The sequence below is a fragment of the Bacteroidetes bacterium SB0662_bin_6 genome, assembly GCA_009839485.1.
Lineage (GTDB): Bacteria > Bacteroidota > Rhodothermia > Rhodothermales > VXPQ01 > VXPQ01.
Map to the genome: position 1 here is coordinate 14,860 of VXPQ01000034.1, position 14,148 is coordinate 29,007.

General features: G+C 58.7%; 13 protein-coding genes. 5 read left to right on the top strand and 8 right to left on the bottom strand.

The window, feature by feature from the left end; all coding sequences use genetic code 11:
- The first annotated feature begins 211 nt into the window (after window positions 1-211).
- The 4 genes from rpmE (at window position 212) to F4Y00_06370 (ending at window position 3,860) form a co-directional block, all read left to right on the top strand.
- Window positions 212-445 (top strand): 50S ribosomal protein L31, encoded by a 234-nt coding sequence (gene rpmE, locus F4Y00_06355; protein MYE04574.1) that lies wholly within the window; start codon window positions 212-214, stop codon window positions 443-445.
- A gap of 395 nt (window positions 446-840) precedes the next feature.
- Complete coding sequence (locus tag F4Y00_06360) at window positions 841-1,617, top strand: PspA/IM30 family protein (protein MYE04575.1); 777 nt, start codon at window positions 841-843, stop codon at window positions 1,615-1,617.
- Window positions 1,618-1,701: 84 nt separating this feature from the next.
- Window positions 1,702-2,580, top strand: coding sequence for a hypothetical protein (locus F4Y00_06365; GenBank protein ID MYE04576.1), 879 nt, complete (start codon window positions 1,702-1,704; stop codon window positions 2,578-2,580).
- A gap of 5 nt (window positions 2,581-2,585) precedes the next feature.
- Complete coding sequence (locus F4Y00_06370; protein ID MYE04577.1) at window positions 2,586-3,860, top strand: HlyC/CorC family transporter; 1,275 nt, start codon at window positions 2,586-2,588, stop codon at window positions 3,858-3,860.
- Between the two features lie 36 nt (window positions 3,861-3,896).
- Here F4Y00_06370 and F4Y00_06375 read toward each other — a convergent pair whose 3' ends face one another.
- The 5 genes from F4Y00_06375 to rdgB all read right to left on the bottom strand — a co-directional run bounded on the left by F4Y00_06375 (window position 3,897) and on the right by rdgB (window position 7,222).
- Window positions 3,897-4,472: a hypothetical protein gene (locus tag F4Y00_06375; GenBank protein ID MYE04578.1), complete on the bottom strand. Its 576-nt coding sequence runs from the start codon at window positions 4,470-4,472 to the stop codon at window positions 3,897-3,899.
- A gap of 36 nt (window positions 4,473-4,508) precedes the next feature.
- Window positions 4,509-5,498, bottom strand: coding sequence for a flotillin-like protein FloA (floA, locus tag F4Y00_06380; GenBank protein ID MYE04579.1), 990 nt, complete (start codon window positions 5,496-5,498; stop codon window positions 4,509-4,511).
- A gap of 75 nt (window positions 5,499-5,573) precedes the next feature.
- Complete coding sequence (moaC, locus tag F4Y00_06385; GenBank protein ID MYE04580.1) at window positions 5,574-6,080, bottom strand: cyclic pyranopterin monophosphate synthase MoaC; 507 nt, start codon at window positions 6,078-6,080, stop codon at window positions 5,574-5,576.
- Between the two features lie 95 nt (window positions 6,081-6,175).
- Window positions 6,176-6,628 (bottom strand): D-tyrosyl-tRNA(Tyr) deacylase, encoded by a 453-nt coding sequence (locus tag F4Y00_06390; protein ID MYE04581.1) that lies wholly within the window; start codon window positions 6,626-6,628, stop codon window positions 6,176-6,178.
- A gap of 9 nt (window positions 6,629-6,637) precedes the next feature.
- The gene (gene rdgB, locus F4Y00_06395; GenBank protein ID MYE04582.1) at window positions 6,638-7,222 is read right to left on the bottom strand and encodes an RdgB/HAM1 family non-canonical purine NTP pyrophosphatase; all 585 of its coding nucleotides are present in this window, start codon (window positions 7,220-7,222) and stop codon (window positions 6,638-6,640) included.
- A gap of 132 nt (window positions 7,223-7,354) precedes the next feature.
- Between rdgB and rpsU the strand changes: the two genes are divergently transcribed.
- On the top strand, window positions 7,355-7,549 hold the full coding sequence (gene rpsU, locus F4Y00_06400; protein MYE04583.1) for a 30S ribosomal protein S21: 195 nt from the start codon (window positions 7,355-7,357) through the stop codon (window positions 7,547-7,549).
- 27 nt (window positions 7,550-7,576) lie between these two features.
- Here the strand turns inward: rpsU and F4Y00_06405 are convergent, their stop codons facing one another.
- The 3 genes from F4Y00_06405 to rlmD all read right to left on the bottom strand — a co-directional run bounded on the left by F4Y00_06405 (window position 7,577) and on the right by rlmD (window position 13,868).
- Window positions 7,577-11,275, bottom strand: coding sequence for a multifunctional oxoglutarate decarboxylase/oxoglutarate dehydrogenase thiamine pyrophosphate-binding subunit/dihydrolipoyllysine-residue succinyltransferase subunit (locus F4Y00_06405; GenBank protein MYE04584.1), 3,699 nt, complete (start codon window positions 11,273-11,275; stop codon window positions 7,577-7,579).
- A 153-nt stretch (window positions 11,276-11,428) separates the two neighbouring features.
- Window positions 11,429-12,409, bottom strand: a complete 981-nt coding sequence (locus F4Y00_06410) for an NAD-dependent epimerase/dehydratase family protein (GenBank protein MYE04585.1) — start codon at window positions 12,407-12,409, stop codon at window positions 11,429-11,431.
- Between the two features lie 52 nt (window positions 12,410-12,461).
- Window positions 12,462-13,868: a 23S rRNA (uracil(1939)-C(5))-methyltransferase RlmD gene (gene rlmD / locus F4Y00_06415; protein MYE04586.1), complete on the bottom strand. Its 1,407-nt coding sequence runs from the start codon at window positions 13,866-13,868 to the stop codon at window positions 12,462-12,464.
- Window positions 13,869-14,148 lie beyond the last annotated feature (280 nt).

The window sequence follows — 14,148 nt, forward strand, 5'->3', positions numbered from 1 at the left end:
CTGTTAATACTATGCAGCGGCGCTCTGCGAGGGGCGCCCGGGCAAGGTATCCCGCTGGCGGGTACACGTCCACGGAACCGCTGCCCCTGTCGCGCGTTGACGGTCGCGCTTGTTTTTTCGGCATCATGCATTCCCGGCGCGTTCGAGCCGACGCGTTTCCGATACGTTCCTGACATATTTTGCCCCTTACAACTCGCAGCAGCCTCTTGCGATGAAAAAGGACATCCATCCTGATTACAAGAAACTCACGGTCCAGCTGGCCGACGGCACAAAATTCGAAACGCGCTCGACGATGAACTCCGATGTACACAAATCGGAGGTCGATTCGACGAATCATCCCTTCTACACCGGACGCCGCCAGTACGTGGACACCGCCGGCCGCGTCGAGAAATTCCGCCGGCGCTATGGCGCCAAGGAGGACGCACAGGAGGAAGAAAAGGCCTGAACCTCTTGCAGCCCTGCCGCTCCCCGGAAGCTGGCGCCAGGGCGAATACCTTTCTACGCCCCGCCCGGGTTACCGACCTGATTTTTCCCCGTCTGGCACCTGCAACGGCTGCGAAGCCGGTTACAAAGAAGGCGGACACGCTCCTCTACGGGTAAGAAGGACGCCTCCCAGCCGAAGCCTTCCCGAACGATGGGCGCCCCCTGCTCCCCTGTTCGTAAACATCGCGCCCCGGAGAGAACAAATCGCAGATCACATCCTTCGAACGAATCCTTCCGGGGTATTTTCTCGTACACGCTTAATGGATTCGCTATATTTCAGGATACTCTGATTCAGTCCCCTTCGATCAGCGTATCCTTTAACAATCGCTTCCCCGCATAAGCACGCCTCTACACATTATGTCCGTCTGGTCCCGGTTTACCCGCTTCGTCAAATCGCTCTTTGGAGGCCTCGTTTCGTCTCTGGAGGATCCCCGCCTCATCCTGGAGCAGAATATCCGGGAATTGAACGATCAGGTGCCGAAAATGAACGAAAACATCGCCAGCGTGAAGGCGAATGTGATCATGCTGCAGAAGCACCTGAAACGGGCGGAAAAGGAGGTCGCCGACCTGATCGCCAAGGTGAAAGCCGGTATCCAGGCGGAACGCGACGACATCGCGCAACGCTATGCGATGCAGCTTGAAAAAGCCAGAGAGTCCCTCGCCAGTACCAAAGAACAACTCAAGCACGCCTCGGCTGCCTATGACAAGGCGCTCCAGGTCAAGAAAACCTTCATGCGGGAAAAGGATCGCAAGATTCAGGAAGCGAAGAATGCGCTGCGCGATCACGAGCGGGCGCAATGGCAGACGAAGATCGCCGACACCCTGGAACAGTTCGAGGTTACGGGCATCGACCAGACCCATGACGAAATGATCCAGCGCCTGCAGGAGCAAACGGCCCACAGCGAAGCCCGGCTGGAAATCGCGCTGGATTCCGTGGATCAGGACGCGCTCCGGATCGAGGAGGATGCAGAAGAAATCCGCGCAGCCGAAATCGTCAAGCAATTCAAGGCGGAAATGGGCATAACGGGAACGCCTGCAGAGGAATCAGCCGCCGACAGCGACCTGGAAACGCCCGAAGAGGAAGCGCCTGAAACGGCAAAAACGATCGGGAAACAGCGTACCGGCACAACGTAGGGAGGACAACAGCCGCAAAAAAACCCGCTGGAGCACGCGGATATATTCCCTGCATACCGCTTGGCGGAGATCAACCATGTAGCCGTGAACCGTTCGGAAATCAATTACACGAAAGAAGCCTTCCTGAACCCGCTCAATCTCGGGTTCCTGATCGCGGCTATGCTCACCGCATTTTTCTTGAGCGGCTCGGAATTGAGCGTCAATATCGTGCTGATCATGGGCGCCGCCCTCGAGCTTATGTATCTGGGCTTCGTCCCGCGTAACAAGCGATTCCGCCGAAGCATCCGGGCACGGCGGGCCGCCGAACATGCCAAACCTCCTTCCGACAAAGAGATTTTTCGCCTGCTGAGCAAATCGAGCCAGCGCCGGTATGCACGACTTCGAAAACTCGAAAAAGAGATTTCCAATAATTACCGAAAGCTGAGTTACGCCACCCAGGGCTTGCTGGAAAGCCATCTCCGGAAGATTGACGGCCTGCTAACCTCCTACCTGAATATGCTGTATCAAAAACAGCGATACGAACTTTCGACACACAGCGGAAGAGAGCAGGAAGTGATCCGGTCCATCGCCCACCTTCGCACAGACATGGAGGACGATTCCGAGAAGGTGCGGTCCATCAAAAAGCGGCGGCTTCATATTCTCGAACAACGCCTGCAGCGTTTCGAGAAAGGCGCCGAACATCTTGAAATTCTCGAAGCGCAAATCGAGACCATCGAGGATGTCGTCAAATATATTCACGAGCAATCCCTGACGCTCCGCAACCCGGAAGAAATCACGTTCCAGCTTGATACGCTGCTGGAAGAGGTAGGAGAAACGGAAGCTGCCATCTCGGAAATCGAGGATGTCTTCTCTCCGGTGACATCTATCCTGGACGATATGGACAGCTACGAGCCGGAACGACAAAAAGAAGACCGGGAATCCGGCGCCGTCCTCCATTCCGACAGCTCGCGCACACGCAACTGACGCGAATGACGTTCGCGATCATTCTTCTCATTCTTCTGATGCTCGTTCTGAGCGCGTTTTTCTCGGGTTCCGAGATCGCTTTCGTGGTCGCGAACCGGTTGCGCGTGGAAGTGGTCGCCCGGCGGGGGGGGCTTGTGGGGCGCATCGTACGCGACTTCATGCAGGACCCGTCCGCGTTCCTCACGACGACGCTGGTCGGCAACAACATCGCGCTCGTCGTCTTTTCCACGCTCACGGCGATTTACCTGGAGGATCCGCTTGATCACCTCTGGGGCGCGGCGGGTCTGGGCAGTTCGGGCATCGAGCTGGCCGTACTTAGTACGCAAACGCTGGCAGCCAGCGTGCTCGTGCTGGTATTCGGCGAGATTCTGCCCAAATCCGTCATGCGCGAGACGGCGAACCGGGCGGTTTTCCTACTCGCAGTTCCTCTGCGCATATCCTATTATCTGCTGCTGCCCCTCGTCAAAACGGCAGCCGGAGCAGCTACATTGATGATGCGCCTGTTTCGTATAGAGACAGACTCCTTCGTCGGGTTCATGCGTCGTGACTTCGAAGCCATCATTCAGGAAAGCCGCGAAAGCGGCGAACTCGACCTGGATGAAGAAGAAACCGAGATGCTCTCGAACGTTTTTGCCATGAACGCCCTCCGCGTGAAGGAATCGATGGCGCCGCGTACGGAAATAGAGGCCGTCGAAGAGCACACTCCCGTCGATGAATTGCTGCGCCGGTTCCTTGAAACAGGACACTCCAAGTTGCCTGTCTACCAGAAGAACATCGACCATATCGTGGGGATGGTCTTTGCGTACGACCTGTTTCACGGTCCGAAAACCATGGAGGAAATCATGCGCCCGGCGCAATTCGTACCGGAGGCCAAGCGATCGAAAGACCTGCTGCGCGAGTTCCTCGAAACAAACACGTCGGTGGCTATCGTGATCGACGAATACGGCGGAACGGCCGGTCTGGTGACGCGCGAGGACTTGCTGGAAGAACTCTTCGGAGACATACAGGACGAGTTCGACAGTGAGAAAGAAGCGCTCCGGCAAATTGGCGAGAACCGGTACATTGTGGCAGGGCGCGCGGAAATCGACGAATTGGGCGACCGGTTCGGAATCGTGCTGCCCGAAGGAGATTATGAAACCCTTGCAGGCTATTTGCTGGACCGGATCGGCTCCATCCCCACGCAGCACGAACACTTCGCCTTCGACGGATACCGGTTCGACGTCCTGAAAGCCGAAGTCAACCGGATCGAGCTGGTCCGCCTCACGAAACTCGACGCCTGACAGGATCAGCGGCGGAAAACAGCAAGGCGCGACAGGCTACGCGCTCTCTGCCGCACCATCCATTTCGTCCTGCTCCGACATCGCGGCACTCCGACAGTATGCCCCTGTGACACGGAGATGCGCTCCCAGTAATGCTGCAAGGCCCATCTTGCGTAACCGTACGGAGGGCGTTTCGGGCAATTTCGGAGGGCTGATACGGCCCATCCAGAATTCCATCCCGTTTGTGAGTATCTCGTCTCCGGGAAACGTCGCTTCGGGGAATTGTCCCTCGTAAAATCGCTGCTTGCGCTGCAACCGGCGGTCCACCGCCTCGATCGAGCCCGGCTCAGCCAGGGACGGATCGTTGCGGTCGATCATAGCGAGACCCGTGAGATAACGCCGGTAGGTGTACGGCAATGCCGCCAGCACAGGCTCTGCAGCGGCGGCAAGTTCCGGCGATTCCCGGAGACCGGCCTGCGCCGCCCGTAGCGTGACGACGGCCACAAGACACAATGTTTCCTCCGCCACCACCTCAGGATCCGCTCCCTCTATATCCCGGAGAATTGCGCCGGCCAATTCCTGCGTGACGTTCAGCGCACCCAGCGAGCAAAAAGCCACAATACGGGTGATCATGGTGTGCTATCCGACCAAGGGCAGGGTCCGGCGCAGCTATTTCTTCTCGTCGTCAATACCTTCGCGTCCGATGGAATCCCTCATGCGCGTGTCCGCCTCGACATTACGCAGCGTGTAAAAATCCATGGCGCCGATATTGCCGCTACGCAGCGCATCAGCCAGGGCCTTGGGGACCTCCGCTTCGGCGGAAACCACTTTGGCCTGCTGTTCCTGAACGGCTGCGCGCATCTCCTGCTCCCGGGCCACCGCCGAGGCGCGCCGTTCTTCGGCTTTCGCCCTTGCTACCTGCAAATCGGCTTCGGCCTGATCCGTCTGCAATTTGGCCCCGATATTCTCGCCCACATCGACATCCGCAATATCAATGGAGAGAATCTCGAATGCCGTGCCTGAATCGAGCCCCTTGGACAACACCACTTTGGAAATCGAATCGGGATTTTCCAGCACAAGAGCGTGTGTTTCGGAGGAACCGATCGTGGACACGATGCCCTCTCCGACGCGCGCAATAATGGTTTCTTCGCCAGCCCCGCCCACAAGACGTTCGATATTGGCCCGCACCGTGACACGGGCAATAGCGCGCACCTGTATGCCGTCTTTGGCCACCGCAGACACCGCAGGCGTTTCGATAACCTTCGGGTTGACGGATACCTGCACGGCCTCGAACACATCCCTGCCTGCAAGATCTATGGCCGTCGCACGTTCGAAGGAAAGATCTATGCTGGCCTTGTCCGCAGAGATCAGCGCATTCACCACCTTTTGCACATTCCCCTGGGCCAGATAATGCGCCTCGAGTTGCGGCGTATCGACATATATCCCCGCCTTGTGCGCCGTAATGAGCGGTTTGACGATCGTGTAGGGCGGCACCTTACGCAACCGCATCCCGACCAGATCACGGAACAACTTTAGCCGGACCCCTGAGAAATAGGCGGTTACCCATAGCCCGATCGGCACGAAATACAAGAGAAAAACGAAAAAAAGAACGATCAGCGCGATAATCAGCAAGCCGACCGTGGTGAAAAGGCTTTCCATGCGGAGTGCGGAATCTCGTGAAAAATACAGGCGGAACAGAGCCGTGCAGAAGTATACGACGAAACCGCCGGATGGTTACGTGCGGTTCGCCTTCGGAGCACGTTCATATGCGCCGCTTGCGCCGCCGGCCTTGGCCAGCAACCGGATATCCGTGATAAGAATATCCTTCGAAATGGCCTTGCACATGTCGTATACGGTAAGACACGCCACGGTAACGGCGGTCAGGGCCTCCATCTCGACGCCTGTCTGCCCGACAGCCTTTGTGCAAGCCCGCACTTCTATCGAAAAATCCTCCTCGCAGAAATCAAAAGTCACCTCGACGCCCGCCAGCGCCACAGGATGACATAGCGGGATAAGGCCGGGGGTCCGCTTGGCCGCCTGTATGCCGGCCACCTGGGCCGTACAGAGCACATCCCCCTTGGTTACGGTTCCTTCCACCACGGCGTGGAAGGCTTCCTTGCCCAGGCAGACACGCCCTGCGGCGGTCGCCGTGCGGACAGAGCCGGGTTTCGACCCCACATCCACCATGCGTACACCGCCTTCGGGATCGAGATGGGTGAGGGAGGAAGCGTCGTCTGGCATGATGGCGGAAAGAAGCGGTCCGGAAGAACACGACAAGCCCTGCGAAAACAGGAACATGGAAAAAATAGGCGCGCGGCGGCTGACCGGCAAGCATGTTATGCGCCATGGCGGCGTTCTACCCAAAGCGTCACCGGCCCATCGTTCACAAGATGCACATCCATCATGGCGCCGAACACGCCGGTCCGGACGGGGGCGTCGAGTTGAGCAGTCAGGCGTTCCACGAACGCTCCGTACAGCGCCTCGGCCTGTTCGGGCGGCGCTGCATCCACGAAGGAGGGCCGGTTGCCGCGCCGCACGTCCCCGTACAACGTGAACTGGGATACTACGAGCACCTCCCCGCCGATTTCGGCGATCGAGCGATTCATCCTGCCCTCTTCGTCGGGAAAAATGCGCAGGCGGGCGCACTTGCCGACCAGCCAATCCAGCTCTGTTTCCGTATCCGTGCGGTGGGCCCCGAACAGGATCAGCATACCGGCGCCTATGCACCCGACCTCTTCGCCTTCGACCTGTACCGATGCCTCCCGTACCCGTTGAATCAATGCAACCATGCCACTTCCTCAACCTGCCTGATCGTGGAGATACGCTGCAAGGCGCCGGAGCGCCGCGCCCCGGTGGCTTATGGCATTCTTTTCCTCCGCATCCAGCTCCGCAAATGTACGGTTGCCGCCTTCCGGCACAAAAATCCTGTCATACCCAAAGCCCTTGCTCCCCCGCTCTTCATCAATGATCGTACCCCGGCAAACGCCCTCAAAAAAGCGGGTGCCCGTCTCGTCCGCCAAAGCAATCACGGTACGAAAACGGGCGGACCGGTCCCGGGCGGCTTGCAGATCGGCGAGCAATTTCCGGCGGTTCGCCGCATCGTCGGCCTGCAATCCCGCAAATCGGGCCGACTGCACGCCGGGCAATCCGCCGAGCGCATCCACTTCCAGGCCTGTATCGTCAGCCAGAGCAGGAAGACCGCCGAAGGCATGAAGCGTTTCGGCTTTCTTGCGCGCATTGCCCTCCAATGTGTCGGCATCCTCCTCAACGAACGGCGCCCCGTCTATCTCAGAAACGGAACGCAGCGCAATCGGCAGGTCCGACAATAGCAAACGTATCTCGGCGATCTTGCCCGGATTCCTCGTGGAAAGAAGAAGGATCATGAGACAGGAACAATCTGCGGAGAACAATGGTTTTATGAGGTTACCGAAAAACGGTTAATCCAACCCGCGGAGCAGGTCCATCATCCGGCCGGCCCGTTCACTTATATATCCGGTATCGCAAGGAGAGTAATTTTGTCTGTAGGAGTCAAGGTTCGAGACAGCGAATCCATCGATCGCGCCCTGCGCCGTTTCAAACGGGCCGTGAACCGCAGCCGTATTCTTCGCATCTATCGCGCGAATATGGCCTTCACGAAGCCCTCCGAAGAACGGCGAATCGCCCGCGAGAAATCGCATCGCATGTCCAGAAAACATTCCAGAAGGCACTGAGCCCACCCGTCGCCCAGGTCATATCCCTCACCTGAACGGTTCATAGGCAGGCAGGCGGGACCTCCCCAGCACGGTGCTGAGGATATTCTCAGTTTCGGCTTTGTGCATTTCCGCACTGCCCGTCGCCGGGCTCGCACTGCCCGGACGCCCGACGTAAGCCGTTCGCCCCTGTCCAACGCGGCTTACCTTGTCGAGCAACGCATCGAGGCGGCACTGCATGTAAGTCCAGGCGCCCATATTGGCGGGTTCTTCCTGCACCCAGCATACCTCGGCGGCGTCTCCGTAACGCACCAGTTCGTCCAGAACCTCTTCTTCAGGAAACGGGTAGTGCTGCTCGATCCGGGTAATGGCAATGGACGTATCCTCCCTTTTCTCGAGCGCCTGTACCAGATCATAGTACATCTTGCCGGTGCACAGTACATGCCGCCGCACGGCTTTCGGATCGGCGTCGGACGGAATAACTTTCCGGAATCCCCCGTTGGTGAGCTCCGACGCCGGAGAAACGAAAAGAGGATGGCGTAACAGACTCTTCGGAGCCATCACGATCAGCGGTTTGCGGTCGGACAAGCGCACCTGCCGGCGCAATGCATGGAAATAATTGGCCGGGGTCGTAAGATTGCATACGATCATGTTCTCCTCGGCGCACATCTGCAAAAAGCGTTCGAGGCGAGCGGATGAGTGCTCTGGACCCTGTCCTTCCCACCCGTGTGGAAGCAGCGTTACAAGACTGCTTTGCTGAGCCCATTTCGCTTCGGCTGCAACCAGGAACTGGTCAAACACGATCTGGGCGCCGTTGGCGAAATCCCCGAACTGCGCTTCCCAGATAACGAGGGCGGAAGAATCGGCCACGGAATACCCGTACTCGAAACCAAGCACCGCATATTCGGAGAGCAGCGAATCGTAAATGTGAAGATGCGCCTGCCCCTCGCGGATGTTATTCAACGGGATATATTCCCGCCCTGTTTTCTGGTCATAGAGCACCGCATGGCGCTGACTGAACGTGGCGCGCCGTGAATCCTGCCCGCTCAGTCGGACCGTAGTCCCCTCGAGAAGAAGGGACCCGAAGGCCAGCGCTTCGGCATACGCCCAGCCAACCTGCTCTTGCTCGAGGTACAGAGCCTTGTTCCGCTGGAACTGGCGGGTCAGCTTCTTGTGCACCTTTACAGTGTCCGGAAAATCGGCCATGGCGTGGGCCACTGCATGCAGATTTTCCTCCGGCGCAGCGGTGTCCGGCTCCTCGAGCGACAAAGGCGCGGGCGCCGCTAATGCGGCAGCAAGATTCTTCGCCCGTTCGGCATCCATCGACGTCGTCTGGTCGAAGGCTTCCTGCAACCGGTCCCGGTAGTCACGCAGAATCTCTTCCGCTTCTTCGGGATTCATTTCCCCCCGGCGCAGGAGACGCTCCGTATACAACTTGCGCGGGGAGCGTTTCTCCTCGATCCGCCGGTAGAGCAATGGCTGGGTGTAGGTCGGCTCGTCCCCCTCGTTATGCCCGCGCACACGATAACACAACATGTCGATGACCACATCCTTGTTGAATGCGTTGCGGTATTCGAGCGCAAGCTGCACCACGCGTACGCAGGCCTCCGGATCGTCCCCGTTCACGTGAAAAATCGGGGCCTGGATCGTTCGGGCCGCATCCGTCGCATACGTCGAACTGCGCGCATCGGAAGGCGAGGTCGTGAATCCGATCTGATTATTGATCACGATATGAATGGTCCCGCCGGTCTTGTACCCGGCAAGCTGACTCAGATTGAGCGTTTCGGTGACCACGCCTTGCCCGGCGAAGGCTGCATCGCCATGGATCAGGAGCGGGATCGCCGCATCCCGGGCTTCCGCTTCGACCAACGCCTGCTCGCCGTATTGCAGAAGGTCCTGCCGGGCGCGCACCATCCCCTCGACGACCGGGTTGACCGCCTCAAGATGGCTCGGATTGGAAGCCAGCATGAGTTTTACGGTGGCGCCTCCAGGAGCGATATATTCGCCATGCGCGCCCAAATGGTACTTGACGTCGCCCGAACCCTGGGTCGTATTGGGATCGATGTTCCCCTCAAACTCGGAGAAGATCGCCTCGTAGGGCTTGTTGAGAATATTTGCAAGAATGTTCAGGCGGCCCCGGTGCGTCATGCCGATGACCACCTCCTGAATATCATGCTCCGCCGCCTCCGACAACATGGCGTCGATCATCGGAATCACCGACTCGGCGCCCTCGAGCGAGAACCGCTTGTGCCCTATGTATTTCGTATGCAGGAACCGCTCAAACGCTTCCGCCGCATTCAGTTTCTGAAGGATGCGGCGCTTGGCCGCAGGGCTTACCGGCTCTTCGCGTCCCGTCGGCTCAAGCCGATCCTGCAGCCACCGTTTTTCGGTAGGACTCGATATGTGCATATACTCGATACCGATCTTGCGGCAATAGGTAGTACGCACAATGTCGACGATATCGCGAAGGGGCAGCACATCCCGGCCGCCCACGCCTCCTGTAAGAAATTCCCGGTCCAGATCCCAGATCGTCAACTCGTACCAGAAAGGATCCAACTCGGGATGATACATCCAGTTATAGCCCAGCGGATTGATGTCCGCCTGCAAGTGCCCGCGCACCCGATGCTCCCGGATGAATTGCAGGACACGTGCTTGTTTATGCACCATATCGACCCGATCCCCCGGCTCTCCCCCGCCAATCTGCGGGGTCGTATCCGTCGAGAGTTCGTACGGTTGATACGGAATGTTCAGTTGTTCGAAAATCTGCTGATAAAATCCGTGCTTGCCGAGCAGGGTGTCCGCGAGATAAAGCAGAAACGATCCGCTTTCGGCCCCCTGGATAATACGATGGTCATACGTCGAGGTAATGTTCATCACCGGCGAGATACCCGCTTTGCTCACCGCCTCGGGCGGATAGGAATGGTATTCCGGGGGATACCCTATGGCGCCGGCTCCGATAATCACACCCTGGCCGGGCATAAGGCGCGCAACGCTCATATTGGTGCCGATCATGCCCGGATTGGTGAGCGTAGCGGTCGTGCCTTCGAAATCCGCAACCGTGAGTTTGCCGTTCCTTGCACGGCGAACAATATCGTTGTATATGCCCATCAACTGGGGAAAACTCATGCGTTCCGCCCCCTTGATATTGGGCACGAGCAGCGTACGCCGGCCTCTCCGTTCGATATCGATGGCGATCCCGAGATTGACCTGCTCCGGAAGAATGTGCCGGGAAACCCCGTCTTCACGCAAAAAGGTAGTATTCATGTTGGGGAACCGGGCGAGCGCCTTGACGAGGGCCCACATGATCAGGTGGGTGAACGAAACTTTTTCCCCGCCCTGATGCTGCTGGTAAGCATTGATAAGTATGCGGTTCTCGATCATCAACTTGACCGGAATGGTCCGCATGGAGGTAGCCGTGGGCACACCAAGGCTCGCCTCCATGTTTTCGACGATCTTTGCCTGCGGCCCCCGGATAACATCCTTGTCCGGCTTGGGTTTGGGCTCAGGAGACGGCGGCGCTTCCGGCTCGGGCGCAGCCCCGTCCCCCTGCTCAGGAGCCGGCTCGACCACCACCTCGTCAGGAAGAGGCGCTGTAGCCTGCCGCGCCTGCGCGACCGCGCGAAACGGCTCGTCGGGCTTGTAGTCGGCAAAGAATTCCCGCCAGGCCTCGGCTACGCTTTCCGGGTCCTCAAGATACTGGTGATAGAGATTCTCGATGTACCCTGTATTGAATCCGAGCGCACTCATGGTTTTGACAATTGCAAAATTAGCATGAAGACGGCCTTTCGTACCGTCAACGATACCACCTTGAATCGGTTCTCCCGGTGGTACCCGGGAATATTCCCGTCATGGCCGGCGCGAGGTCCCTGCGGGGACCTCTGCCCCGCGGAAGGCGCCGCCTCACAACCATCCCTGCGCGCGATACCACGCAATGGCGTCCGCAACCCCTTGCTTCAACGAGACGGCGGGGCTATAGTCGAGAAACCGCCGCGCCTTGTCGATGGAGCACATCTTGCATGCATACCTGATTTCGCGAGCCTTCTCCCGGTGGAAGGGCGGCAAGATCCCGCCCAGCCGGGACACCTCTTCCACGACCGCTCCCAGCATACCGACCAGCATGGGGGGTACAGATACGGTAATAGCCTTTCGACACAACGCCGCCATAGTCGCCTCCTTGAGATCTCGCCACGAATAGAACATCTCGCCACCGAGAAAAAATGTTTCTCCCACAGCGGCCGGCGTCTCCGCCGCAGCCATCATGCCCTGCACCAGATCGGCTACGTGAACCAGACTCATCGTCGGCTCGCGGGTATTCCCGGCCACCGGATATATCCCCTTGCTCGCCATTCGAAAAAGCGCGAACAGGTCGGCTTCCCGCGGCCCGTATACGGTAGGGGGACGCACGATCGTTACAGGCAGGCGGTCTCGCCAGACGGATAACGCCTCCTCCATGCGGGCCTTGCTGACGCCGTACCGGCTCAAGGGCCGCAGAGCGCTTTCCTCGGTAGCTACCCGGTCGGCACATCGCCCGATGACAGCGAGAGTACTGGTAACCACCACGCGGCGCACCCCCGGATTCACGCGAGCCACCACCTCCATCAAGCGGAGCGTCGTCTCGACATTGGCCTGCTGAAGGACATCGTCGTCCCGAGCACGCGTGAGGCCGGCATTATGATACACGTAATCCACATCGCGCACGGCCTCGGCGATAAGCGCCTCATCGAACAAATCGCCGCGCACTTCCCGGATCGGGAGGCCCTCCAGCCATTTGCGCCGGGTTCGGACAAGGCAGCGCACTTCGTCCGCCCCCCGGCGCAGCAATTCCTCGACGAGATGGCTCCCTATGAAACCCGTGCCCCCGGTGACGAATGCTTTCTTCATAGTGAGCGGGGCAAGTATCCCCGTACGATCATGCAATGGGATTAGGGCCTGTTCACACTATACAGCGGCGCAGCTTGACCACGTTTTCGATGTGCGGCGTGTGCGGAAACAGATCGACGGGCTGCACCGCCTCGATGCGATAAGTGTCCCGGAGCATGCCGAGATCGCGTGCCTGCGTCCTCGGATTGCAACTCACATAGACGAAGCGCCCGGGCCCCGACTCTCCGATGCACTCGACCACCTTCGGATGCAGGCCGGCGCGCGGCGGATCCACGATAAGCACATCCGCCGTTCCGTAGCGCTCCGCGAAACCGGGCCCGAACACCTCCGGCATATCGCCCTGCACGAATGTACAGTTTTCCACGCCGTTGGCTTCGGCATTGGCGCGGGCATTACGGACCGCTTCTTCTATGAGTTCAACGCCCGTCACACTGTGTACAGCGTCCGCCACAAAGATCGAAATAGTCCCCGCTCCGCAATACAAATCGTAGACCCTGTCGTCCGGTTGCAGTTCGGCAAACGTGCGCACCGTTTCGTACAACCGCTCCGCCTGGGCGGTATTCGTCTGGAAAAAGGAATTGGAAGCTATCTCGAACGTATGCGGTCCGATCCGGTCATGAATGACCCCGGAGCCGAACAGGATCTCGACCCGTTCTCCAAAAGCCGTCTGCGCCTTCCCCGTGTGGATCGTATTGACGAACGTGGTCACTTCAGGGAAATCCTGTCGAAGAAAAGCAGCCATCGCGGCCATCCGCTCGGCATCCAATCCGTTCGTCACAAGGTTGACCATGATCTCCCCCGTGCGCTCGCCGGCCCGGATCACCAGATGCCGCAGAAAACCGGTATGCTTGCGTATGTTCCAAGGGGGCCAACCCCTCTCCCGGACAAAATCGCGGATCCGATTCACCATCTCATAGCCTGCCGTCGATAGCAGATGGCATTCGCGCAAGTCAAGCACTTTGTCAAAATGCCCGGGGACATGCAGGCCCAGTGCAAAATTCGTGTCGAAAGTACTGCCCGAATCGATTTCCTCCCGCGTCAGCCAGCGGTTCGCGCTGAAGGAGAACTCCATCTTATTGCGATAGAAATAACGTTCCTCCGATCCGATGGTGGGAAGCACCGAGACCTCCGCAAACCGACCGACGCGTACAAGAGCATCGCGCACGCTTTCTGTCTTGGCGTCGAGTTGCGCCTGATACTCCACATGCTGCCAGCGGCATCCGCCGCACGTCCCGAAGTAGCGGCACGGCGGCGCAACGCGCAGCTTGCTCGATTCCAGCACCTCCTCGACCGCCGCCTCCGCGTATCCTTTTTTCTTTTTGTATACGCGGGCGCGCACGCGATCTCCCGGTACAGCCCAGGGAACGAAAATCACAAACCCGTCCACACGAGCAAGAGACCTGCCCCCGTCGGCGAATTTATCGATAGACAGTTCGATATGTGCTCCGCGCTCTACGATGCGATTATCTCCCTTTTTTTCTGCAACGTTTGTCATGCGTCGGCCATGTGACCATCAGGCACCTTACCGGGTCTGATCGAAGGTAAAGGCCCTGTCCCATGCGGACCATGACACTTTCGAACAGGAGGGAGGCAGAACGGACATAATGGAAAGGGGAACGGGACGGACCGGAATATTAGGGCCTGTTACCACTATGCAGCAATGCTCTGTTCCGTCAGGCACGGCGTCAATCAAGGCGTGAGGAGTGAAGTTTGGTGGTTCCAAATGAGCGACGAGCAAC